We start from the raw sequence: 20,394 nt of genomic DNA, 5'->3' as shown, positions 1-20,394 counted from the left end.
GAGGACGTCCTCCTATCCGGTGACGCGTTTGGCGTTGAGTTCGACGTGGTGGAGTCCGCCGGCGAGCGGGTCGGGCCAGCGCGCGACATCGCCGTCGACCTCTAGGGTTTTGCCGTCCCACTCGATGCGGTCCAGCTCGGTGACGTCCAGGTCGACGCCCTCGTCGGACTGGATCCGCCACCCCGTGACGACCTCGGTCCGCTCGTCCCCCGTGGTCTCCACCTGGATCCGGGGCTGGATGTTCAGCGGCGGGAGGTCGGCCCGGTCGACGGCGCCGGGCGACCAGTCCAGGACCGTCCCGTCCGGGTTCCCCCGGTCCGGCTTACGCCCCGCGCGTACGCGTACGGCCTGCTGGTCGAACCACATCAGGGATCACCGCTGGTGCGGATCTTGTACCGGTTGACGGCCTGGGTCCACGCCTCGGTTGCTCCGGTCGCTGCCTGCGCGCCGAACGTCACGGACTGCCCGCCAACCGCCTTGGACTGCACGCCGGCCAAGAGCGTGAACCCGGTCTCGGCGCGCTCCAGGACGACTTCCTGAATGTCGCCGGGAACGTCCGGCATCGGGGCAAAGCCGTGGCTGTAGACGACGGCCAGGCACCGCAGCCGGTCCGGCCACCAGCAGCCGAGGCGTCGCAGGATGCCCGCCTCGGACCAGTCGTAGTGGGTGCCCTCGGTGAGCAGGACGTCGTCCAGGCGGACCGAGGCGACGGCTGTGGTCGGCCACACCGGCAGCAGCAGTGACTCGCTGCCCGTGCCGTCCAGGACCACCGCGTCGTTCTCGACGAGGGTGACGGGGTGGCGGACTTGGCCGCGGAAGCGGCGGGACGCGGCGCGCAGCGCGTAGAGGAGTTTCGGGTCGTCGGCGTTCCGGCCGAGCTTGACGGCGAGCTCGGCCGGGTCGGCGAGGAATTCGTCAGTCGCCACCGCCCGACCCGCCGTCCCCGCCGTCGTTCCCGGCCGGGCCGGCGCCTGCCGTGACCGCGACGTCAACGGCAGGGTCCGCACCGTGGCCGTCCCCGGCCGGCTTCCTGCGGCGCCCGGCACTCTTGGTCGCCGCGGTGGTGCGGGCCTTGTTCCGCGCGGGCGGCGCCGCCTCTGTTTCCGCCGGCGTCTCTTCCTTCTGTGCCGGCGGTTCCTGCTCCTGGCCGTCGCCGTGAGCGCCGGCCGGGTCCTGGCCGTCGGGCAGGGACAGCAGTTCCGGGCCGTGCTCGCCGCGCAGCCCCACGGTGTCGGGGAGGAGATCGTCCTCGGTCAGGCCGAGCCGCGCGGCATCGGCGTCGTTCAGCTTCAGCACGGTCTCGGCCCCGGAGGCCGGGGACGTGTACCGGTACTTGTGCAGCGGTCCACCCACGGTGGCCACCTCCAGATATGCATCGACGGGGACCGCGTCCGACGGGCCTCCGCACGCGGCATGTGCTGCGCCGCATGCGGGGCACCGGCCGGTCGCGGTCTGACGGATGAAGAGCGTCACGGCGCGATGACGCCGCCCGTACGCAGCGACGTGAGGAGCGCGTTGAGCTTGGTGCGCAGCGCGTTGGTGTCGGCGAGGAGCGCGTCGTACTCGGCCTTGGTCGGGGTCGCGCCGGCCGCCGCCGCGGCGGTCGCCGCGGTGGCGTTGGTGACGGCGGCCGCGGGCTTGCCCTCACGGGCTTTCCCGGCGACCGGGTGCAGGTACGGCATGGGGTCCTCCGGTCAGGCGGCGAGGTCGATTTCGACGAACGCGTTGGGCTGGATCACGCCGAACGCGGCGCGCATCTCGGCGAGGACCACGACGAGGTTCCGGATGAAGAAGTCCATGTGACTGTCGGTCATCTGGATCGTGGCCTGCTCGCGGTCCCACAGGATGGCCTTGCGCCAGTCGCCGACGTAGGCGGTGCCGGCGGGCACGGCCTCGGTCTCGATGACCGGCAGGCCCCACAGGGTCTGCGCGGAGCCGACGCCGCCGGGGCCGCCGAAGTAGTAGCGGGCCTCGTTGTCCTGCTTGAGGTCCAGCGTCTCCAGGTCCGCCGGGTTGAGGAGGTAGCCGTTGGCGATCGAGCGGCCCACCGTGCGGACCTTGGTGCGCGCCTTGCGCAGGGTGGTGAACTCGTCGCTGTCCCACGCCTGGGACTGCACGCCGGACACGTTCGAGACGCCCTCGAAGTTTTCTCCGGTGCCGTCGCCCTGGACCATCTGGTCCTCGAGCTCTTCCTCGAGGCCGTAGCGCAGGAACGCGTCGATGAGAGTCAGGACCTGCGCGGCGTCGGAGATGGCGCGCTTGGTGATCGGCATCCAGTGCGCGATCGTCTTGACGTTGGTGTTGATCCGCTGGGCGGCGAGGCCGGACTCGGGCTTGTACCCGCCGCCCGCGTTGGGCACCAGGGCGCCGGCGCCGCCCGGCGCCGTCGGGTTCGCCGCCGACGTCGCCTCGGCGACCGGGGCCGCGTTGTTGGTGAACGACGTCATGCGCACGTACTCGATGGAGTCGGACGTCGTCGTGCCGTTGGTGACCAGGTCCCGCAGGCGCAGCGGCCGCTTGAAGGCGTCGAGGCCGACCTGCAGGCCGAGCTGGTCGGGCACGACGAACGCGCCGCCGCTGGTGTCGGAGGCCCCGGTCACCAGGGACTTGAACCCGGCCAGACCCGACTGGATGCGCTGCTTCGCGCCGAAGCGGCCGTCGGTGGCCTGGGCCATCAGCGCCTTGTACTCGGCGCTGTCGAGGAACTGCTCACCCAGGGTCTTCTTCTTGCTGGGCAGCTGGAATCCGCTGGCGGTCTTGCGGTTGCCGTCGGTGTCGGTGTGGGCGTCGAGGGCGATGTCGTCGCCGAGGTCGGCGAGCGCGCGGCGGAGCTCGTCGTTGCCCTTGAGCTTCTCGATCTCGGCCTTCGCCGCGGTGGCCTTGCCCATGTACTCGCGCAACTGGGTGGCCTCTTCCGGGGTGAAGTCCCGGTCCTCCTTCTCGGCCTTGGCGGCGATCTCGCGCGCCTGGAGCGCGTAGTGCTTCGCCTCGTCGATCCATTCCTGCATGGACTTTGCCATGGTCTACCCCATTTCCGTGAGCGAGGTTTCCAGCTCGAAGAGCTGGAACTCGGTGCGCAGACGTGAGGCGTCGGCGGCCTTGGCGGCATCCTCAAGGGGTGCTTCGCGGGGGTCGTCGATGGTCTCTTCGGTCGTGCTGGTGGTGCCGCCGGTCTGGGTCTTGGCCAGTTCGGCGGCGACGATCCGGGCGATCCGCGCCTCGAGGTCGTCGTCCGGCCCGGTGTCCTTGGCGGGCGGGGTGTCCGGCTGGGCGGAGGGCTCGGTGCCCTCGGCCGCCGGACCCGGCCGGCCGGGCTCCGGGTCGGTGGTGGTCTTCTGCGGGGCGGGGCTCTGGTTCTTCTCGGGTTCGGCCGCCGCCAGGACCTCGCCGATCGCGGTGTGCGCCTCGGTGAGGGTGTCGAAGTTCTTCTGGGAGAGGACCCGGCCGGCCTTCGCGCCGCGCGCAAGGCCGCGGGCCTTCGCGGCGATCAGCTCGGTCTCCTGGTTCGCGCCGACCAGACACGGGCCGACCTCGTGGAGCTTGAGCTTGCGCAGCTCCCAGTAGCCGCCCCACCGGTGCTCGGAGTCCTTCACCCACGCCGACTCCGTCTCGTCGTACGCGAAGGAGAACTGCTTGACCCTGCGGCCCTTCAACAACCGGTACACCTGGTCGGCGGTTTCGTTCTCGCCGAGGTCGTCGATCTGCCCGAGGACCTCCAGGCCCTCCAGCGTCTCGGTGGCCTTGACGACGGTCCCGACGTGCGCGAACGGATCGCCCCACTTGTGCGCCCAGATCACCGGGATCGGATCGCCGGCGGCAGACCATTCGGTGAGGGTCTCGGTGAAGGCGCCCGGCCGGACGACGTCCCCCATGCTGTCCTCGTTGTTGAACACCGAGACGAGCGCGATGAACTGCCCCTCGTTCAGCCCGTCGGCGGTGCCCGCCGCTTTCACCCGCGCGGTGAAGTCCTTCGTGCGCACGGTCATCCCTCCTTCGCATAGTCGAGGTCGCACTTGCAGTTGACGAGTTCTTTCGTCTCCCCGCCGCTGTCGCCCGGCCAGCGCAGCCCGTTCCCGAACACGTCGTCCAGGCCCACGGACTCGCCGTCCAGCGCCTTGTGGGAGGGGCGGGGGTTGGCGCCGCCGGTGCGCCAGATCTTCCGTGTCAGCCCGGACGCGCCGGCCGCGTCGTGCCCGCCGAAGGACCGCAGCTCCGTCGACGCCGTCACCGCCCGTACGGCGGCCGCGGTGGCCCATCCGGCGGCCGCGGACTGCAGGGCTGTTTGCCAGTCGTCGCCCGGCTCGTCCTGGACGGCAGCGATCGCGTCCGTGCCGGCCTGCTCGTGCTGCTCGGCGTGGGTCTCGGCGGCGGCGAGGATCCACGCGAACATGACGTCCGCCGACCAGCCCTCCGCCTCCGGGTTCCAGATGTCGAGGACGTCCCACGCGCCGATCTGTGCGAGGCGGAACCCGTGGTCGGCCAGGAGGACCTGGAGCTGCGCGAGCCGGTCCTCATGGCCGGCCGCCCACAGCTCCAGCAGATCCGGCATCACCGCCTTGGCCAGCGGACCGCCGGCCGCGGGGCTGGCGCTCTTCGCACCGGCGGCCGCCAGCAGCCCCTTCGCCGCCTTCTCCGTCCAGCGCACCAGCGACACCGACAGCGCGTCACGCTCGCCGGCCGCCGTCCCCAGCCCCGACGGACGCGCACTCTTCACCCCCGGCCCCCGCCCGCTCTTCGGCGCGCCGGTGCTGTCGGGCGCCGTGTCCCTCGGTGAGGCGAGGCCGCCCTCGGTGACGTTCATCGGCACGATCAGCTCGTCCCCGCCCTCCACCGCCGGAAGGTTGTTGCGGCCCCGCATCTCGTTCCGCGTCATCCACGGACCACCCGTCGCCGTCGACGCCGCGGCCGCCTGCTCCTCGAACGAGCCGCGCATCTTCGACTGAATGTTGAACTCGCAGTACACACCCGCGTTGTCACCCGGCAGATCCGGCAGGAGCTGCACCCCGAATTCCTGCTCGAACATCACCAGCCACGGCCCCAGGGTGTCCTGGTAGAGGTGGGCGTGCTGCTCCTTGATGTTGGAGTAGGTGGCGTGGTCGAGGATCCCGATCAGCGGCGGCGGGATGAAGTACGCCGCCGAGCACTCCTCACGGGTCAGCTTGCGGGACTCGATGTACTGGGCCTGCTCCGGGTTGAACCCGACCGGCACGTACCGCATGCCGTCCTCGAGGATCGGCGTGCCGCCCTCCGCGCCGCCGCCCTGGGTGAACGCTCTCCACATCTCCCGGAAGCGCCGCTTGTCCTTGTCGTTCCACTCCGGGGAGTCCAGGGGGCGTTCGATGACACCGGTCATGCGGGCGCCGCCGCGCCACATCGCGGCCCGCTGCTTCGCCGACTCGTCGGCCTCCAGGAGCAGCTCGCGCAGCGACTCGATCGGCGAGGTCCCCGAGACCAGGTTGTCGGGGCTGTAGCCGTGGATGTGGAGGACCTCGTCCGGCCCGAACTGGCGGCCGCCCGGGGTCTGGTAGTACTCCGGGGCGATCCAGTTCCCGCCGTACGGGTGGATCAGCGTGGGTGGTACGGGGAGGATCCGTAGCTTCCCGTTCAGCTTCAGCTTGATCCCGTACGCGTCGTCGTACAGGGCGCAGTCCGAGACCAGCCGCTCGATGAACCGGAACTGCGTCACCCGCGGCAGCGGCGCGGCGAGGACCTCGGCCAGCGGGTGGTCGGACAGCCGCTCCCGGTCGGTGTCGGACAGCCGGCGGAAGGTGTGGATGCCGATGCTCGCGATGTTCCGGGCGAGGAACCCGATCACGGTACGGACCTGGGGCTGCTTGCGCCAGATCGTCGCGTACTCCCATGGTGCGGCCCGCAGCGGGGGCGGTGCCCACCCCTGCGTCACACCGCCCCCGGTCGTCGCCAGTTGCCCGGAGGAGACGACGAACGCCATCAGCTCTCACCGCCGAGGACCTGCGTGAACTCCACCCTGGCCCGCTCGATGACGACCTCGCCGTCGACCGGGACCTCGGGTGCCCCCGGGTGCAGCAGCCGCGCGTCCCGCAGGACCAGCAGCGGCCCGGCCTGTTTCCACAGGATCCCGGAGAACGCCTTGTCTGCGAGGTTGACCACGACGCGTTTCCGGGCGCCGATCCGGCGCCACGCCAGCCAGGCGAACATGAGCGACCTCCCAAAGTTGCGGCCGCTACACGACCATGATTTCGTCCTCGTCCGCGTACCGGGACTTCCGGCGCGGGGGCCTCGCGATGATCTCCGCCATGGCCGTGCCCAGCGCGGACACCCCGTCGATCTTGTCGCCGGCGTTGGCCTTGTCGGGCTTGACGTTGCCCGCAGGGTCCATCGCGACGGCCAGGTTGTCGACACACCAGCGGGTGACCGGGTTCCCGCCGTGCTGCAGGGCCGGCGCCTCGGGCGTGCCCTGCAGGGTGAGCCGCTGGATCTCCTTGAGGACCGGGCTCATGGTCTGGAACCCCTGTCTGACCTTGACCATCGGTGCTCTCTCGCTGACCAGGTCGTTGGTCAACTGCGAGGCGTTCCACGGGTCGTAGCCCAGGGAGCGCACCTTGAACGTGTCGCGGTCCCGGCGGATCTGCTGCTTGATCCAGTCGTAGTCCGCGACGTTGCCCGGCGTCGTCGTCAGCCAGCCCTCACGGACCCACACGGATGCCGCGCCCGCGGTCCGCTTGTCCAGGGCAGGCAGGTTGTCCTCCGGCGTCCAGTACCGCCACAGGGCCTCCAGGGTCCCCTTCTCGTCGTCGGGGAACAGCCAGCACAGCGCGCACAGGTCGCTGGTGCTCGCGAGGTCGAGGCCGCCCCAGGTATCGCGGCCCTTGAGCTTCGCCTCGTCGACTAGGCCGGCGTTGCGGTCCCACGCCTCCAGGGTGAGGAACCGGGTGTCCTGCTTGGTCCGCAGCCCCAGGTGCAGACGCAGGAACTTCGCCAGGTCCGCCGGGGACTGCTTCGCCTCGGCCGACGCGGTGCGCAGGTAGGCGCGGGTGGGGCTGATCCCGTACCCGGGGTTGGCCTTGCGCCAGGTCGCTTCCACGTGCGGGTCGTCTCCCTTCTCCGCGGCCCAGATCACGCCGTAGACGGTGTGGGCGGTGAACACCCGGCGGGCGAGCTGTTCGACGCGCATCCGCTTGCGGTCGTAGATCGACTCCCGTTTCCCGGCGTCGGCCGTCGTGATGATCACGATCAGTGGCTGTGTCCTCGACCCGGTGCCGGTCTCGATCGTCTCGACCAGCTCGGGGTCCTTGTGGATGTGCAGCTCGTCGACCACCGCGGCGTGGAGGTTCGCACCGTGCTGCGCGTCCGCGACCGAGGCGATGACCTCGAAGTAGCTGCCGGTCCGCTTGTGGACGATCTTCTTCTTCATGGCCTGGACGCGGTCCTTGAGGGCCGGCGCCCGCTCGGCGAGCTGCTTGATCGGCGCGAACACGAAGCCGGCCTGCCGCTCGGACGTCGCCGCGGCGACGACCTGGGCACCGGACTCGCCGTCCGCACAGGTCATGTAGATGGCGATGCCGCCCGACAAGGTGCTCTTGCCGTTCTTGCGGGGCACGTCGACGTACAGCTCGCGCACCACGCGCACGTACGCGTCGGCGTCCTGGTCCCACCAGACCCAGCCGAACACCGGCGCCAGGACGTAGGCGACCTGCCACGGGTCGGGGATCAGCGGCTTGCCCGCCCACTGCCCCTGTGTGTGCCGGAGCAGACTGAACGACTTGATGACCTTGTCGACGCGCTCCGGATCGAACACCGCGCCCGGGGCCTCGCCCGGCGACGGAGTCTGGATCAGGGGCGGGCAGTCCGGCAGCGGTATCCCGCGCGACGTCAGATACCAGGCGACCTCCGGGCTGAGCTTCAGCCGCTCCAGCAGCTCGGCGTCCTGGAACGCCTCCGGCACGGCCGGCTGCTTCGGCTCCTGGTCCTCGTTCTTCTGCCGGCGCCGCGCCCGGTCAGAACGGGTTGTCGTCCTCGTCGCCATCGTCGGCCCCTCTCGCAAGGGCCTGCTCCGTGCTGGGTGTCAGGCCGAACTGGGCGGCGAAACCGCGCAGCTCCCGGCCCGCGTTCCGGGCAATCGCGACCGCCGGGTTCGGCACGATCCGCTCCGTGGTGGAGCCGTCGGGCCGGGTGGAGACGACCAGGCTGGTGATGCCGTCACGGGTCACCTCCCGAGTCGCCGTGACGTACACGGACCAGGTCTCGCAGTACGCGGCGAGCATCGCCCGGTCCTCGGGCTTGAGGAGGTCCAGGCGCTGCAGGCCGGGGACGACACGGCGCCACTCGGCGGCGGCCTCCTTCGACAGCCACGTCGGGGCCTTCGGGGGGAGCCGGCGGAAGCCGGGCCCCGGGTTGACGGGCCGCCCGCCAGAGTCGCGGCCGGCCGCACGGCCGGAGAGCAGCTTGAGGGCGGGAGGCTGAGCGGTCCGCGCCATGACGTACCCCCTCTGACCTGCACGTTTACGACGTGACGGAGCGTCACGGGGCCCAACTCGATTTCACAATTCTGAGCGCGCGTGTTCCGAGTTGACCGCGGCGGGCCCCCAAAAGATCAAGCTGGTGATTTCGACTCCCCTACCCCCTCAAGGCCGCCCGGGGCCTCCGATTCGGCGGGCGGGGGCAGTTCCGGCCGGGTCAGCAGGCCCTCGCGCACGACGATCGTGTGGGAAGCATCGCGGACGAGGTCCGCCAGCAGATCCTGGGTGAAGCCTTCGCCGGAGCCTTCGAGCTCCCGACGGAAGTCGATCAGGCGCTGCGCGGTCGTCAGGGCAGCCATAGGGGCCTCCTTGAGTGCTGGAGAGAGTGTCAGCGGGGGCGTCGGCGGCGCGCGTTGGCGCGCGCGGCCTCGGCCCGGCTCTTGGTGTCGTGACAGGCAGTACAGGCCAAGCCCAGGTTGTCCAGGGAGCGCCGTGCGCCGCCTTCACTGATGGGGACGATGTGGTCGAGCTCGTGCGGATGCGTGGAGCGGTCGTCCTCGTCGTACAGGTCGGGGTCGACGGGCTCGGCACCGCACAGGTAGCAGCAGCCATGGTCACGTGCTGTCACCCTGCGCTTGAGCGTGCGCCACTCGCCCGAGCTGATGCCGTACCGCTCGGCCTTGTTGTCCCTGCCTCGCCAGGGGATGGGCTGGTGCTCGTCGCACCGTGAGCCTTTGGTGGCCAGCTGATGGCACTCGGGATCGGTACAGCGCGAGGGAGGGGCGATCGGCATGAGGGACGTCCCAGGACTCGGGAGCAGGGGCGGGGGTGGCCCTCCTGGCCCCTGGGGGTGTCCTGGGGGCGGGGTGGGTCAGGGGGTGGTGTGGATCATGCCGGGGTTGCTGTGGGCGTCGATGAAGTCGGCCCGTGCGGCACTGCGGGTGGCGGGCTTGCCGAGGCGAACGAACGCGGCCCACTGGTCGACGTGCTCTGAGTCAGGCTTGGCCTTGAGGGCGATGCCGGCGGCTTCTCTGAGCGCACGCAGTTCGTCCTCGGTGAGGGTGATGGTGTGGGTGGTGACCTGTTCGGTGGTCAGCGTGGGCATGGGGCTGCTCCGCAGGCGAGACGGGCATGACAAAGGCCCCGACCATGAGGGCGGGGCCTGCAGTTTGTGTCCGGGCACGCCGGACTTGCGGCCCATGATGCACGGATCAGTCACACAGAGTCAAGCCGACTCGGTGGAGGGGCTGTCGGGCGTGCCGATGGGGTCGGCCGGGACGATGAGGTGGACGGTGCGCAGCTTGGCACTGAAGCCCACGGTGGCGCTCACGGGTTCGGTGCCGGTGGCGCCGGAGGCGTAGGCGTCGGCGACGAACGCGGCCAGCTCGTCCAGGGTGAGGTGCTTGGCGGTGGCGACGTGTTCGAGCTTCTTCGGCATGCGGTCCAGTATCGCGCGGTGCGGCCCCCGCCAACGGGGGTCTGGCGGGGGCCGCGGTCTACGGGGGCCGGCGGCGCAGCGTGGCGGGAAGGTCTCGTGCGCGGGAAGACGTACGAGCCTCGCGGCGCCGCCGGGATGTCACAGTACGCGCCACTGTGGCCGAAAGTCAGCCCCTGTGCGTCATCCGTCCTCATCCATCGCGACCAGGTCCGGGTGGTTGGCGAAGACGCTCATCGTGCGGATGGACTCGGCGGCGGGCACGATGACGCTGCCGGGGTGCTGCGCCTGGAGCAGTGCCGTGTGGTGCGGGCAGCCCATCGTGCCGCCGAAGTCCGTGGGCTCGTAGCGGAGCACGAGGCCGAAGCGGTCGCCGTCGCACGGAGCGTCGCTGTGGGCCGCTGCTGCGGCGGCGCAGAGGTGGTCTATCATCCGCCCATCGTGACGCAGCACGGCCTCCGTCACGTGCCGGTTGGCTGGACGTCCTCAGCCGTCAGCTCCCCCGTGATCAGCCCCAGCGCGACCGCGTGGGCGCGGTTCGTGGCTCCGAGCTTGCGGTAGATCGCGGTGAGGTGCCGGGTGACGGCCGATGGCCCGACGCCGAGTAACTCGCCTATCTGAGCGTCCGTACGGCCGTTGGCGGCCAGGCTCAGGATGATCTGCTGGTGTGGTTTGAGGCGCATGGTGTCTCCGTGATGGTCGGGATATGGGTGAGGCCCCGCACGTGGCGGGGCCTCGGGTCCAGCAGCGCCGCAGCCATGAAGCGCGGATGGGATGCGTCTCACGGTACGGCGGGGGTCTGACAGTGGTCAGGAGGAGCCGTTGAGCAGCTCGGCCAGGCGCGCCGCGCCGGTGCTGTCGAGGTGCAGCGTTGTTCCGTGTGGCATGGCCGCGCCGCCCGTCGTCCGGATGCCCACGGCGGCGAGGCCGAGCGGCAGGATCGCGTCGGCGGCGAGGCCGAGCCGGTGCCCCAGGGCCTCTCCCGCCTCCGGTGTCATCCAGACGCTGACGGCGCAGTGGAGGCCGGTCCCAACGGTGATGTCGGGAAGGCCGGACGCGTCCACGGCGGCGGACAGCGTACGGATCGAGACGACGTCGGCGTACGCAGCGAGGGCCGCCGCGTCGGGCCGGTCGATGTCGCCCGGGTCTTCGTCGGTCTCCTGGCCCACGGCCCTCTCCAGCTCGGGCGTGAGGTGTCCGTCATGAGGGCGCGCAGAGCCGGGGATAGGGAGCAGCGGCGGGCCGCCGGGCGTGAGGAGGGTATGGGTGGCGCGGGCGACGTCGGCCGGGTCGGCTACCAGCGCGCCCGTGAGCAGCTGCGCGGGCTGCGAGGTGCTGCTGTCGCCGTGCTGGTAGGCCCATGTCCAGCCGTGGACCTGGTCCCAGAAGAGCAGCAGGCCGGTCCACCCGGCCGCGGTCACGTGGTCGGGGGCGATCTGGATCACGATTTCCATGAGCATGACCTCGCCGTCCGAGGCGTACTCGGCCCACGACTGCTCGGGGTCGTACAGATCCCCGAGGCCGTTCTTGACGGCCACGAAGTAGGGGTGGTGAGGGTCAGTCATCTTCATCGGGTCATCGTCTCCTTGGACGGTGGATCTACGGGTGGGTATCGGTGGGGTTCACCCACAGGGGAAGTGGCTGGGCGGGTAGTGGCCAGCGCACGGGGGGCAGTAGTCGAGTTGCGGGCAGGTGTACCGCAGGGCGGTCGCGGTGAGCCGGGCGAGTGTCATGATCGGGGTCCTGTCTCCCTGGTGGGTGATGGGGCCCGGGGCGGCCGGTGCTGGCAGGCGGAGGCCGCCCCGGGGGTTGGTCAGGCGTGCTTCGGGCGCCAGCGTCCGGCGTCCAGATCGGCCAGCTCGTCCAAGTGCTCGTCAGTGGCCTGGCGCATGGTCTCGGCGAGGCGGTGCTGTCCGTTGGCGGCGGCGTCACGTTGGGCGCGGCGGGAGTTCGTGATGTCGGTCTTGATTTCGGCGCGGGTCTGGTCGTCGGGCTGGGTGCGGAAGTGGTGGCGGCTGCTGGACATCCGTGTCGTCCTCTCTCGCGTCCGGGCGGGCTGCTCCGGCTCTCCTCACCACCCGGTCCTGCCGGGCGGATCGGGCAGCCGTCAGACCGCGGGCCGGTCGTGGTGGTGGACGTCGTACCGGGTCGGATGCCCGGGGTCCTTCATGATCGAGATCCCCTCTCGGGGCCCCTCTCCGTCGCTGTTGTTGGTGTTGTTGTTGGCGGTCTGACCTGCGGCAACAACGCCAACAGGGGGGTGGCCCGGGAGAGGGGGGAAGTCGTCCCGATGGACGCCCTCCAACGGGCTGTTGGAGGCGCCCGCCCTGACTGCCTTGGTGGAGACCCCCACGCGGGCCAGGAGGGAGCGCACATCCCGGGTGCGCCAGACTGCCTCGGGGTGAAGGACCTGGAGGCGCTCGGCGAGGGTGGTCAGGTGGACCCCGGAGCCGGTCGTGTAGACGGCGTGGAGGAGGGCCGTGACGTACTCCGGGGAGAGGGTCTCGCAGGGGTGCGGAGCGGCCTTCGGGTCGGTCTTCGCGTCCGCCTTGGAGCCGTCGGCCTCGGCGGCCGCCGGGGTGGCTGCGTAGCCGAGGATCAGAGCGAGGAGCAGCCATCCGAGGGCGAACGCCTGGGCGATGGCGGTGGTGTAGGGCAGGCCCTTGATGAACCCGCAGGCGAGGAGCAGGCACACGAGGCGTACGGCGATACCTCCCCCGGCGGCTTGGTCCGACTTGGGCTCCGGCTTCTTCGCCGTGGTCTTCTTGGCCGGCCGCTGCTGGTCCCCCGCCTCCGCCTCGGTCTCGTCCGGAGCGTCCTCGGCGGACTCGGTCGCGGCGTCGGTCTTGGTCTCGGCCTTCTTCGTCTTGGTCTTCGTGGCGGTCTTGGGGATGCCGAGCAGCCACTCGACCAGGCGGCGGGAGATGCGCGCGGAGCCGACCCACAAGGCGGTCCAGAAGGCGATCCAGTGCTCCATCAGGCACCGCCGAACATCATCAGGACGCCGCCGGCCAGCTCGCTGGGAACAGCCCAGATGGTGCCGCCTCCGGCCGCGGGCCATACGACGGCGGCGACCAGGCCGAGGACGACGCCGCGGAACGGGGTGAGGGACCAGCACAGCATGAGGATCAGGAGGATCAGGGAGACGGCTCCGAGTCCGACGTTGCCGAACACACCGTCGTCGCCGGTGCCGACGCCTAGGCCGGCCAGGCCCTGCCCGGTGAGCCGCTCGGGGTTGGACCAGATCGCACCGGCCGCGCTGAACGCGGTCCCGGCGATGAACCCGCAGATCAGAGCCGGGTTGTCCTTGAGCTTGACCTTGCCCTTGCCCTGGACGCCGAGGACGAGAAGGAAGGCCATGGCCAGGGCGATGCCCCCAGCGCCGAGCGCGCCGAGCGCGGGCCCCGTGTCGGAGGCGGCGAGTACGTACATGGTGCGGGGCTCCTAGAGGGTGCCGGGCGCGTGGAGCGCCAGGGCGAGGGCGGCGGTGGCGGCGGGGATGCGGCAGACCCAGACGGCGACGGGGCGCAGCGGCGGGGGGATGAAGGTGAGGCCGGGCAGGTAGGCGCCGAAGATCGTGGTGACGAGGATGAGAGCAACGCCGACGGCGGGGGCGGACTGTCCGCTGTCGGCGAGGAGGGCGGCCATGGAGGGGCCGAGGCCGAGGTACCAGCCGGTGCCGGCGGCAGCGCCGTGGAACAGGAGCCAGCGGCGGATGAGGGAGCGGCGCTGCTGGGCACGCTCGTCGACCGGCGCCGCCGCCACCGGGGCGGGCTGGACGGGCTGGTTGACGGTGACGTGCACGCCGGGGGCGAGCTCCTCGGGCGCGGTGGCGGCCGGGGCGGGTACGGTGCGGCGGCCGAGGGACCACCACTCGTACGGGCCGCGCCGGGGCGCCTCCGGCTCCTGCTCCTCCCCCTCGTCCTGGTCCTCGTCGCCGTCACCGGGCTCGTCCTCGGCGACGGCCGTACGGTCCGGGACGACGTGGATACGGACGAGGGGCTCGGGCTCGGGCTGCTCGTCGGCGCGGGGGCCGTCGATACGGCGGCGCAGCCAGGCGCGTAGGGCGTGCTCGCCGTCGCCGTCGGTGTCGTCGGGGCGTTGGTGCTCGGTGCTCACGCGTAGCCGCCTTCCATCTGCGACGGTGCGACGGGCCGTGTTGCGGGGGCGGTGTCGAGGGCTGCGACGGCGTCGCGGTGGAACACGGTGCGGCCGTCGCTGTCGCGCGTGGCGGGGGTGAGCTTGCCGCGGTTGACCCAGGAGCGGACCGTGCCCGGTTTGACGCCGCGCAGCCGTGCGACGTCCGCGACGGTGAGCAGCGCCTCGGTGTCGCCGACCGGTGCGACGGCGTGCGTCGCGGCAGCCGCAACACGGTCCACCAGAGGCGGTGCGGGGTGTTGCGTCGCAGGCGGGACGGGTGTCGCGGCCGGGCGCAGGGGCGCGGCGGGTGTGGTGTTGCGCGGCGCGCAGATGACGGGAAGGAGGGTGGTGCCGGGCGGGATCTGGTTGGGCGGGGGCGGTGGCGGCAGGGTGGCGGATGGTGCGACGGGCGCCGGGGGCGGGGTGGTGCGACGGGCGCGACGGGTGTGGCGTGCGGCGCTGCGCCCGGTGTTGCGGGCGGGGCGCTCGGCGGCCGCAGCGTGGGCTGCGGGCGGCAGCACCTTCGGCGGCACGACGGGCGCGACGGCAGGGGGTGTTGCGGGCGGCGGGGGTGTCGCGTCGCGTGCAACGGTCGCCGTTACGGGGGGTGTTGCGGTGTAGCCGGACGCCAGCTGGAGGGCGTGGGACTGGCTGCGCATCCGGTCCAGCTGGCGGCGCTGCTGGGTGATCGCGAGTTCCGCGCCGATCTCCGCGCGGGAGACGCGGACCCAGGCCCGGGTGCGTTCGGGCAGCTCGAAGGTGAACTGGCTCAGGACCAGGATCCACAGGACTTTCGCGATGAGGCTGACGGCTGCTCCGGCGGCCCCGGCGACGGATTGGCCGGCGAGGTGGCCGTGGGCGTAGATGACGACCATGGCGACTGCGAGGGCGGCGTGGCCGATGCGGCGCGGGAGGGCGCGCCGGTCGGGGTCGTGGCGGGCGAGCCATTCGAGGATGAGGCAGGTGATCCAGGCGGCGTCGTAGGCGAGGGCGACGGGGTAGGCGACGAAGGGGGTGGCGGTGGTGGCGAGGAGGCCGCCGCCGGAGACCGCGGACCAGATGACCGAAATGCCGGTAAAGCCGACGGCGGCGGCGAGGGCCGTCTTGAGGAGGATGTGGTCCCAGTCCCGGGGCGGGACGGGGGTCTCCTCGGTGTAGTGGTCGGGGATGGTGCGGGTCTCGCCGGCCTCGGTGTGCGGGATGTAGCGGGTGCGGCGGTCGGTGCGGGTCTTCACGGTCAGGGGCCTTCCGGGCAGGGGGCGGGTCAGGGCTGGGTCCGCTGGAGGGGGAAGCGCTGGATGCACCAGGGCGCGGGGCCGTCCGTGTGCTGGGCGGTGCCGGGCGGTACAGCGGCCCAGTTGCCGGCGGCGCCTTCCCGCTCGGCGGCGTCCTCGGCGTCCTCGGCGGTGACGTGGACGCTGTGGACCTCGCCCTTACGGAAGACGATGTGCACCCGTTCGGTGGCCTGGGTCTTGCGGGCGGTGCGCAGCAGGGCGCGGAGCACGACACGGTCCTCGGTGTCGAGGAGGTGCTGGGCGCGCAGGACGGTCAGCTCTCCCTCGGTGCGGGTGCTGGTGGAGGTCGTGGCGGCGAGCTGGTCGCGGAGCCGCTCGGCGGTCAGCTCGGCGCGGCTCGCGGCGTCGGCGGCCCGGTCGGCACCGGAGCGCAGGGCGTCGGCGACGGCCCGGAGCTCGGCCAGGTCGGCGTGGGCCTGGTCGAGCTCGGCGCGTAAGGCGGTCTGGGTCTTGGTGCGGGTGATGCGGAACATGAGGCCCTCCAGGGCGTGGCGTAGGGGTGGCGCGGTCCGGCTGGACGGCTCCCTGCGACCCCGCCCGTACGCCGTGACGGGCGGACGGGCGGGGGAGGCAGCGGTCAGACGGTCAGGACGACTGGGCCGCGGCGGCGTTGGAGGCGGCGGCGCGCGCGTCCGCGGTGGCCTGCGCGGCGGCGAGGCGGCGCTCGGCCTCGGCCCGCATAGCGGCCTGGGCGGCCTCGTGGCGGCGGACGGCCTCGGTGATGGTGATGCCCTGCGGCTCAGCCACGGTCGGCACCGCCGTCCTGGTCGGCGGCCGGCTCGTCCGGGCGGACGTAGGGCGCGTAGGTGACCGGGGTGGCCGTCGTCTCCTTGCGCAGCCACTGGGTGCACCAGTCCACGCACCCGCCGTCAAGGGCGATCTCGACGGCGACGCGAGCGGACACGACCCGGTCCTCAATGAGGTAGTGGTACGTCTCGCGGTCGGTCGACTGGGCCGCACGGGGCACCCGAAGGGCGTCGGCGACCGCGGAGATCAGCTCGCGGACGGCGGGGGTGATGGTCTCGCTCATGGCGCTTGCCCTCCCGTTGTGCGCGGTCGGCCTGCTCCTCGGCCTCCGCCTTGGCGTCCTTGGTGATAGCGGCGCGTGCCTCCTGCGCCTCGGGACTGGCGTAGTCGGCGTCCGCTTCCTTGTGCAGCGCGTCGATGCGCTCCTGCTTGGTGGCCATCAGATCGACCGCGCAGCCGTACGGAGGCGCAGGGCCCACTCGCCGCAGGTCTCGCCCTGGCTGATACGCGGGGCGGGGAGGGTGGCGATGACGTGGTCCAGGGTCGCCGTGCAGACGATGCGGGGGACCGTCGCGAGGACGGTACGGCCGGCGGTGTGCAGGGCGTCCGTCCAGACCTCGACGGTGACGGGCTCGGCGGCGGTGGGGGTGAGCTGGTCGGCGAGGGCGTTGAGGACCTGGGCGGGGTAGCTGGGGCCGGGGCGGCCGCGGACCCAGCCGGTGGCGATGGCGCGCCGGCCGGTCTGGGGGGCGCGGATGCCGGACGGGGTGGGGGCTGCGGTCGTGGCGGCGGCGCGGATACGATCGCGCATGGTCATTCCTCCTGGGGATTCAGGCGGTCTGGCTGGCCCCGACCGGGCTTCCACACACCGGTCGGGGCCGTTCTGTTGCAGCGAGGCTGAGAGGCGGCCTCGCCATGCAAACCCTAGGGCTTGCATGGCGCGTGATGCAAGCCCTAGGGTTTGTGTTGTCCGGTCGCGCTCTCAAGGCAGAAGGGAGAGCGGGCTTGAAGGACCAGCCCGAGGAGGTGAAACGGCTGATGAAGGCGATCGAGGACCTTGAGGCCATGGAGGACGACGCGGCGTGTACGGCTGCCGTGTCGGAGGCGTTGCGCGATTGGCCCGCGTATCACGCGCGGCTGAGACAGCTCAGGCAGAGCCGGGTGCAGTCGCTCAGGGAACGGCAGGGCAAGACCTGGCCCGAGATTGCGTTGATCATCGGCAACGTGACGGCGGCCAGAGCACAGCAGATCGGCGCTGGCCTGCGTGGCTCGAAGCGCCCGCCGAAGAAGACCGACGGCTCCACAGCCGAATAGGAACGGCCGGGCGATGTCGAGGTCGCCCGGCCGAAGAACCAGCGGGCAGCAACCCGCCGATCCAGTGCACCCCTGCAAGGAAGTGCCGCCTTGAGCGTATCGAACATGCCCTTTTGCTCGCGGGCCGCCCTGTGAGTCTTGACCCGATCCTGTGGGCGTTGAAGGACGCGCCCGTCGCCGACAGCCTGGAGCGCCTGGTCCTCGTCACGCTCGGCGAGCGTGCGGGCCGTGCCGACGGCTGTGATGCGTTCCCTTCCCGGGACACGATCGCCGCCACTGTGATGGCTGACCCGAAGACCGTCCAGCGCGTTCTCGCCCGCCTTGCGAAGCGCGGGTTGATTGCGCCGGGCGACCAGTCCGCCGCCCGCTACATCCGGGCCGACCGCCGACCGGTCGTCTACGACCTGATGATCCCGTACGCCTGGTTCCCGAACGCCGACCGGATGAACGCGGAGCGGGCGCAGGCCGGACTGCCCCCGCTCACCCCGGAGGACCGGCCGGACATCGCCCCGCCGCCGCCCAAGAATCGGCGCAGCGACCTTGGCAAATCCAGGCCCGCCGCGCGGGGGGACTCACAGTCCCCTCGCCCCAAGGACTCTCAGTCCCCCCGTGGATCCGGGCACGGGGGGACTGAGAATCCCGAACGGGGGGACTCACAGTCCGGCACGGGGGGACTGGCAGACCCCCGAACCTCCCCTGTGATCATCCCCGTAGAGCCTCCCCTCCCTCCCCACCCGTCGACGGCGGCGGACGCCGGGGCGCCGACGAGGGAGGGCGGGCGGGACGCTGCGCCGAAGACAGGAATCCCCGACGCCCTGGTCGGCACGGAGCGGCAGGCGTACGAGGCGCTGTCCCGGATCGCCGCCAGTGAGCCCCGGCTCCAGCTCGGCGTACGGGAGCTGATCCGCCTCGCCCCGCTGGCCGTGCCGTGGCTGGAGGCCGGGACGGAGGCGCAGCTGCGGCAGGCGCTGACGGCCGGGCTCCCGGCGGAGATCGGCTCCCCGGCCGGGCTCGTACGGCGGCGGCTGCTCGACAAGCTGCCGCCGCAGCGTCTGGCGCGGGCGGCGGACGCCCTGCCGGAGTGGTGCGGCTGCGGCGATCACCCTGCGGCCCGGTACAACCCCAAGTTCCGGCGGGGCCCTGACGGCGGCCAGTGCGAGGTGTGCCATCCGGACGCCGCCCACGTGCGGGCGTGAGCCTTTCGATTTGAAGGCAAGGCTGACCACCGGAAAGCGCGAGGCCTCCGCGACGCCGAAGCTCAGCAGCCCCTTGTTTTCGAAGGCCGGGCGCGGCCTGACCGGTTACGCCGCGGCGGCCAGCCGTTCGCGGGCGACGGCGTCGTAGTCGTGCGAGCCCTCGATGCCGAGGAATGCCCGGCCCTCGAGGAGGGCTGCGACGCCGGTGGTGCCGCTGCCGGCGAACGGGTCCAGGACCAGCCCGCCGGGCGGCGCGATCCGGACGAGCTGCCGCATCACGTCGACCGGCTTCTGCGTGATGTGTACCCGCGCCTTCCCTCGGGGCTGGGAGCCTTCCAGCCAGCCCGGCAGGTAGATCGTCGGGGCGTGGCGCAGCGGTTCGCCCTTGGTGCCCCACAGGACGTACTCGCACTCACGGCGGAACCCGTTCTTCACGGGCCGGCTGATGGGCTTGCGCCAGGGGATGATGCCGCGCCAGGTCCACCCGCCGGCCTGTATGGCGTCGGACGTCGCGGGGAGCTGCGCCCAGTCGGTGAAGACCAGCGCGCTGCCGCCGGGGCGGGTGAGCCGGTACGTCTCCGCCATGACGAGGCCGAGCCAGTAGGTGTATCCGCGCTGGTCGCGGTTGTCCCCGTCGAAGTCGGCGAGCAGATGTCCGGCGTCGCCCGCAACGTACTTGTCGCGGGCGCCCTGGCTCTTTCGTTCGGCGTTGGTGCGGCCGCCCGAGTTGTACGGGGGGTCGCAGATGACGGCGTCGACGGGGGTGTCGAGGGTGGGCAGCAGGGTGAGGGCGTCGCCCTGGTGCAGGGTCCATGCGGGCATAGCGCCTCCTGGTGGCGGGCCGCGTACGCCGTGGTGGCGAGCGGGTCGGTGCCTACCCGACCATGATCAAATAGAGCATGCATTCGATGTGTGACCGTTTGGTCGCGACCTGGTGGGAGCACGGCGTCCTGCCCGCCAGGCATCTGGCTGGCACTCACCAAGTGCGGCCGCAGCCGGCGCAGTGAGCGCCAGGCGCCACGCCTGAGCCCCCGTACATGGTCACTGTGCCGCCGCAGTGCGGGCAGGGCACGGCGATGCGGGCGCGCTCTGCGCCGAGGTCGAGGGCGCGCTCGACCATGCGGGCCGCGGTGGCGGCGACGGTGGTGATCCGGGCGGTCTCCAGGGGGTTGAGGCGGCGGCGGACGGGCCCGGGCGCGTGCTGGACCCGGGCGAGCAGCCACAGCGCGGCCCGGTCCCCCGTACGCCGCCCCCAGTCAGCCTGGGGCGCGCCCTGGCCGGAGGCGGGGAGTTGCCAGCGGCGCGGATCCCGTGCGTCACGCATCGCCGCCAGCGCGCGTCGGCGGTCTTCGTGTTCCTGCACGCGACGGGCCTGGACGGTGGTGGCGTGGGCCGGGAAGTCGAACCCGCCCGGGGCGCCGGCCGTGCCCGGGCGGGTGGTGGCGCGGCGTGGCGGGGGCGGTGAGGTCTGCGGGCGCTGCACGGCGTCGGCGGTCTGGTCGGCGAGTTCGATCAGCGCGCCCTCGACCGTGGCGATCGTGTCGAGGACGCCGAGGTGGAGGGGGGCTGCGGTCCAGCCGGGCTGGTCCGGCGACCGCTCGAGGAGCCGGAGCGCTTCGGCGCGCCACGTCGCGGCCTCGGCTTCCTCGCTGTCGGCGGGGTGGGCGAGCGCGGCGATGCCCATGGCCGGGGGCCAGGTCGCCGTACGGGTGGTGAGCGCCTCGGCGAGGTCGGGCCAGTGGCGGGCGATTGTCCACAGGTGCTGGGCGGTGGCGGGGCGGGGTGTGCGGGTGGTGCTCATCGTGCGCTCCATAAGGGCGGTGGGGCGT

General features: G+C 72.0%; 30 protein-coding genes. 2 read left to right on the top strand and 28 right to left on the bottom strand.

Features of this window, described 5'->3' with window-relative positions; all coding sequences use genetic code 11:
• Positions 1-12 precede the first annotated feature (12 nt).
• From AB0P17_RS15570 to AB0P17_RS15445, 26 genes are all read right to left on the bottom strand, one after another.
• On the bottom strand, positions 13-366 hold the full coding sequence (locus tag AB0P17_RS15570; protein WP_365811192.1) for a hypothetical protein: 354 nt from the start codon (positions 364-366) through the stop codon (positions 13-15).
• Positions 366-926 carry a mobile element protein gene (locus tag AB0P17_RS15565; RefSeq protein ID WP_365811191.1) on the bottom strand — a complete coding sequence of 187 codons (561 nt, stop codon included), beginning with the start codon at positions 924-926 and terminating at the stop codon, positions 366-368. The genes AB0P17_RS15570 and AB0P17_RS15565 overlap by 1 nt, the downstream gene beginning before the upstream one ends.
• Complete coding sequence (locus tag AB0P17_RS15560) at positions 916-1,353, bottom strand: hypothetical protein (RefSeq protein WP_365811189.1); 438 nt, start codon at positions 1,351-1,353, stop codon at positions 916-918. Before AB0P17_RS15560 ends, AB0P17_RS15565 begins: the two co-directional genes overlap by 11 nt.
• A 116-nt stretch (positions 1,354-1,469) precedes the next feature.
• Positions 1,470-1,682 carry a hypothetical protein gene (locus tag AB0P17_RS15555; RefSeq protein ID WP_365811188.1) on the bottom strand — a complete coding sequence of 71 codons (213 nt, stop codon included), beginning with the start codon at positions 1,680-1,682 and terminating at the stop codon, positions 1,470-1,472.
• A 12-nt stretch (positions 1,683-1,694) separates the two neighbouring features.
• Positions 1,695-3,020, bottom strand: coding sequence for a phage major capsid protein (locus AB0P17_RS15550; RefSeq protein WP_365811186.1), 1,326 nt, complete (start codon positions 3,018-3,020; stop codon positions 1,695-1,697).
• A 3-nt stretch (positions 3,021-3,023) separates the two neighbouring features.
• A complete protein-coding gene (locus AB0P17_RS15545; RefSeq protein ID WP_365811185.1) occupies positions 3,024-3,986 on the bottom strand; it encodes an HK97 family phage prohead protease in 963 nt (320 codons plus the stop codon).
• Complete coding sequence (locus AB0P17_RS15540; protein ID WP_365811184.1) at positions 3,983-5,950, bottom strand: phage portal protein; 1,968 nt, start codon at positions 5,948-5,950, stop codon at positions 3,983-3,985. The genes AB0P17_RS15545 and AB0P17_RS15540 overlap by 4 nt, the downstream gene beginning before the upstream one ends.
• A complete protein-coding gene (locus AB0P17_RS15535; RefSeq protein WP_365811182.1) occupies positions 5,950-6,177 on the bottom strand; it encodes a hypothetical protein in 228 nt (75 codons plus the stop codon). The genes AB0P17_RS15540 and AB0P17_RS15535 overlap by 1 nt, the downstream gene beginning before the upstream one ends.
• A 25-nt stretch (positions 6,178-6,202) precedes the next feature.
• Complete coding sequence (locus AB0P17_RS15530; protein ID WP_365811181.1) at positions 6,203-8,005, bottom strand: terminase TerL endonuclease subunit; 1,803 nt, start codon at positions 8,003-8,005, stop codon at positions 6,203-6,205.
• Positions 7,977-8,456 (bottom strand): phage terminase small subunit P27 family, encoded by a 480-nt coding sequence (locus AB0P17_RS15525; RefSeq protein ID WP_365811179.1) that lies wholly within the window; start codon positions 8,454-8,456, stop codon positions 7,977-7,979. Before AB0P17_RS15525 ends, AB0P17_RS15530 begins: the two co-directional genes overlap by 29 nt.
• A 116-nt stretch (positions 8,457-8,572) precedes the next feature.
• Positions 8,573-8,797 carry a hypothetical protein gene (locus AB0P17_RS15520; RefSeq protein ID WP_365811178.1) on the bottom strand — a complete coding sequence of 75 codons (225 nt, stop codon included), beginning with the start codon at positions 8,795-8,797 and terminating at the stop codon, positions 8,573-8,575.
• A 29-nt stretch (positions 8,798-8,826) separates the two neighbouring features.
• A complete protein-coding gene (locus AB0P17_RS15515; RefSeq protein WP_365811176.1) occupies positions 8,827-9,231 on the bottom strand; it encodes an HNH endonuclease in 405 nt (134 codons plus the stop codon).
• Between the two features lie 78 nt (positions 9,232-9,309).
• Positions 9,310-9,543 (bottom strand): hypothetical protein, encoded by a 234-nt coding sequence (locus tag AB0P17_RS15510; protein ID WP_365811174.1) that lies wholly within the window; start codon positions 9,541-9,543, stop codon positions 9,310-9,312.
• Between the two features lie 120 nt (positions 9,544-9,663).
• Positions 9,664-9,876: a hypothetical protein gene (locus AB0P17_RS15505; RefSeq protein WP_365811173.1), complete on the bottom strand. Its 213-nt coding sequence runs from the start codon at positions 9,874-9,876 to the stop codon at positions 9,664-9,666.
• Between the two features lie 180 nt (positions 9,877-10,056).
• A complete protein-coding gene (locus AB0P17_RS15500; RefSeq protein ID WP_365811171.1) occupies positions 10,057-10,305 on the bottom strand; it encodes a hypothetical protein in 249 nt (82 codons plus the stop codon).
• A gap of 29 nt (positions 10,306-10,334) precedes the next feature.
• On the bottom strand, positions 10,335-10,556 hold the full coding sequence (locus AB0P17_RS15495; RefSeq protein WP_365811169.1) for a helix-turn-helix transcriptional regulator: 222 nt from the start codon (positions 10,554-10,556) through the stop codon (positions 10,335-10,337).
• 126 nt (positions 10,557-10,682) lie between these two features.
• A complete protein-coding gene (locus tag AB0P17_RS15490) occupies positions 10,683-11,444 on the bottom strand; it encodes a hypothetical protein (protein WP_365811168.1) in 762 nt (253 codons plus the stop codon).
• Between the two features lie 242 nt (positions 11,445-11,686).
• Positions 11,687-11,899: a hypothetical protein gene (locus AB0P17_RS15485; RefSeq protein WP_365811166.1), complete on the bottom strand. Its 213-nt coding sequence runs from the start codon at positions 11,897-11,899 to the stop codon at positions 11,687-11,689.
• An 81-nt stretch (positions 11,900-11,980) separates the two neighbouring features.
• Positions 11,981-12,850, bottom strand: coding sequence for a hypothetical protein (locus AB0P17_RS15480; RefSeq protein ID WP_365811164.1), 870 nt, complete (start codon positions 12,848-12,850; stop codon positions 11,981-11,983).
• Positions 12,850-13,305, bottom strand: a complete 456-nt coding sequence (locus AB0P17_RS15475) for a hypothetical protein (RefSeq protein ID WP_365811162.1) — start codon at positions 13,303-13,305, stop codon at positions 12,850-12,852. The genes AB0P17_RS15480 and AB0P17_RS15475 overlap by 1 nt, the downstream gene beginning before the upstream one ends.
• A gap of 12 nt (positions 13,306-13,317) precedes the next feature.
• Positions 13,318-13,992, bottom strand: coding sequence for a hypothetical protein (locus tag AB0P17_RS15470; protein ID WP_365811161.1), 675 nt, complete (start codon positions 13,990-13,992; stop codon positions 13,318-13,320).
• The gene (locus AB0P17_RS15465; RefSeq protein ID WP_365811159.1) at positions 13,989-15,248 is read right to left on the bottom strand and encodes a helix-turn-helix domain-containing protein; all 1,260 of its coding nucleotides are present in this window, start codon (positions 15,246-15,248) and stop codon (positions 13,989-13,991) included. Before AB0P17_RS15465 ends, AB0P17_RS15470 begins: the two co-directional genes overlap by 4 nt.
• Before the next feature lie 29 nt (positions 15,249-15,277).
• The gene (locus AB0P17_RS15460; protein ID WP_365811157.1) at positions 15,278-15,781 is read right to left on the bottom strand and encodes a hypothetical protein; all 504 of its coding nucleotides are present in this window, start codon (positions 15,779-15,781) and stop codon (positions 15,278-15,280) included.
• A gap of 112 nt (positions 15,782-15,893) precedes the next feature.
• Complete coding sequence (locus AB0P17_RS15455) at positions 15,894-16,055, bottom strand: hypothetical protein (RefSeq protein ID WP_365811155.1); 162 nt, start codon at positions 16,053-16,055, stop codon at positions 15,894-15,896.
• Positions 16,048-16,338, bottom strand: coding sequence for a hypothetical protein (locus AB0P17_RS15450; RefSeq protein WP_365811153.1), 291 nt, complete (start codon positions 16,336-16,338; stop codon positions 16,048-16,050). Before AB0P17_RS15450 ends, AB0P17_RS15455 begins: the two co-directional genes overlap by 8 nt.
• Positions 16,339-16,494: 156 nt before the next feature.
• Positions 16,495-16,866: a hypothetical protein gene (locus tag AB0P17_RS15445; RefSeq protein ID WP_365811151.1), complete on the bottom strand. Its 372-nt coding sequence runs from the start codon at positions 16,864-16,866 to the stop codon at positions 16,495-16,497.
• A 194-nt stretch (positions 16,867-17,060) separates the two neighbouring features.
• Here AB0P17_RS15445 and AB0P17_RS15440 point away from each other — a divergent pair, with 194 nt between their 5' ends.
• Both AB0P17_RS15440 and AB0P17_RS15435 read left to right on the top strand, forming a co-directional pair.
• A complete protein-coding gene (locus AB0P17_RS15440; protein WP_365811149.1) occupies positions 17,061-17,369 on the top strand; it encodes a hypothetical protein in 309 nt (102 codons plus the stop codon).
• Positions 17,370-17,527: 158 nt separating this feature from the next.
• Complete coding sequence (locus tag AB0P17_RS15435; protein ID WP_365811148.1) at positions 17,528-18,565, top strand: helix-turn-helix domain-containing protein; 1,038 nt, start codon at positions 17,528-17,530, stop codon at positions 18,563-18,565.
• Positions 18,566-18,670: 105 nt separating this feature from the next.
• Here the strand turns inward: AB0P17_RS15435 and AB0P17_RS15430 are convergent, their stop codons facing one another.
• Complete coding sequence (locus tag AB0P17_RS15430; protein WP_365811146.1) at positions 18,671-19,387, bottom strand: site-specific DNA-methyltransferase; 717 nt, start codon at positions 19,385-19,387, stop codon at positions 18,671-18,673.
• Between the two features lie 154 nt (positions 19,388-19,541).
• Positions 19,542-20,366: a hypothetical protein gene (locus tag AB0P17_RS15425; RefSeq protein ID WP_365811144.1), complete on the bottom strand. Its 825-nt coding sequence runs from the start codon at positions 20,364-20,366 to the stop codon at positions 19,542-19,544.
• Positions 20,367-20,394 lie beyond the last annotated feature (28 nt).

The organism is Streptomyces sp. NPDC088124, assembly GCF_040685895.1.
GTDB lineage: Bacteria > Actinomycetota > Actinomycetes > Streptomycetales > Streptomycetaceae > Streptomyces.
The sequence above is the reverse complement of the archived record's forward strand: the minus strand, read 5'-3'. Positions and strand labels throughout refer to the sequence as shown.

Bases quoted from the DNA above. Each gene is read 5' to 3' on its own strand.
- AB0P17_RS15570 (WP_365811192.1), bottom strand. From the start codon at position 366: ATGTGGTTCGACCAGCAGGCCGTACGCGTACGCGCGGGGCGTAAGCCG.
- AB0P17_RS15555 (WP_365811188.1), bottom strand. From the start codon at position 1,682: ATGCCGTACCTGCACCCGGTCGCCGGGAAAGCCCGTGAGGGCAAGCCC.
- AB0P17_RS15550 (WP_365811186.1), bottom strand. From the start codon at position 3,020: ATGGCAAAGTCCATGCAGGAATGGATCGACGAGGCGAAGCACTACGCG.
- AB0P17_RS15545 (WP_365811185.1), bottom strand. From the start codon at position 3,986: ATGACCGTGCGCACGAAGGACTTCACCGCGCGGGTGAAAGCGGCGGGC.
- AB0P17_RS15540 (WP_365811184.1), bottom strand. From the start codon at position 5,950: ATGGCGTTCGTCGTCTCCTCCGGGCAACTGGCGACGACCGGGGGCGGT.
- AB0P17_RS15535 (WP_365811182.1), bottom strand. From the start codon at position 6,177: ATGTTCGCCTGGCTGGCGTGGCGCCGGATCGGCGCCCGGAAACGCGTC.
- AB0P17_RS15530 (WP_365811181.1), bottom strand. From the start codon at position 8,005: ATGGCGACGAGGACGACAACCCGTTCTGACCGGGCGCGGCGCCGGCAG.
- AB0P17_RS15525 (WP_365811179.1), bottom strand. From the start codon at position 8,456: ATGGCGCGGACCGCTCAGCCTCCCGCCCTCAAGCTGCTCTCCGGCCGT.
- AB0P17_RS15520 (WP_365811178.1), bottom strand. From the start codon at position 8,797: ATGGCTGCCCTGACGACCGCGCAGCGCCTGATCGACTTCCGTCGGGAG.
- AB0P17_RS15515 (WP_365811176.1), bottom strand. From the start codon at position 9,231: ATGCCGATCGCCCCTCCCTCGCGCTGTACCGATCCCGAGTGCCATCAG.
- AB0P17_RS15510 (WP_365811174.1), bottom strand. From the start codon at position 9,543: ATGCCCACGCTGACCACCGAACAGGTCACCACCCACACCATCACCCTC.
- AB0P17_RS15505 (WP_365811173.1), bottom strand. From the start codon at position 9,876: ATGCCGAAGAAGCTCGAACACGTCGCCACCGCCAAGCACCTCACCCTG.
- AB0P17_RS15500 (WP_365811171.1), bottom strand. From the start codon at position 10,305: ATGATAGACCACCTCTGCGCCGCCGCAGCAGCGGCCCACAGCGACGCT.
- AB0P17_RS15495 (WP_365811169.1), bottom strand. From the start codon at position 10,556: ATGCGCCTCAAACCACACCAGCAGATCATCCTGAGCCTGGCCGCCAAC.
- AB0P17_RS15490 (WP_365811168.1), bottom strand. From the start codon at position 11,444: ATGAAGATGACTGACCCTCACCACCCCTACTTCGTGGCCGTCAAGAAC.
- AB0P17_RS15485 (WP_365811166.1), bottom strand. From the start codon at position 11,899: ATGTCCAGCAGCCGCCACCACTTCCGCACCCAGCCCGACGACCAGACC.
- AB0P17_RS15480 (WP_365811164.1), bottom strand. From the start codon at position 12,850: ATGGAGCACTGGATCGCCTTCTGGACCGCCTTGTGGGTCGGCTCCGCG.
- AB0P17_RS15475 (WP_365811162.1), bottom strand. From the start codon at position 13,305: ATGTACGTACTCGCCGCCTCCGACACGGGGCCCGCGCTCGGCGCGCTC.
- AB0P17_RS15460 (WP_365811157.1), bottom strand. From the start codon at position 15,781: ATGTTCCGCATCACCCGCACCAAGACCCAGACCGCCTTACGCGCCGAG.
- AB0P17_RS15450 (WP_365811153.1), bottom strand. From the start codon at position 16,338: ATGAGCGAGACCATCACCCCCGCCGTCCGCGAGCTGATCTCCGCGGTC.
- AB0P17_RS15445 (WP_365811151.1), bottom strand. From the start codon at position 16,866: ATGCGCGATCGTATCCGCGCCGCCGCCACGACCGCAGCCCCCACCCCG.
- AB0P17_RS15430 (WP_365811146.1), bottom strand. From the start codon at position 19,387: ATGCCCGCATGGACCCTGCACCAGGGCGACGCCCTCACCCTGCTGCCC.
- AB0P17_RS15425 (WP_365811144.1), bottom strand. From the start codon at position 20,366: ATGAGCACCACCCGCACACCCCGCCCCGCCACCGCCCAGCACCTGTGG.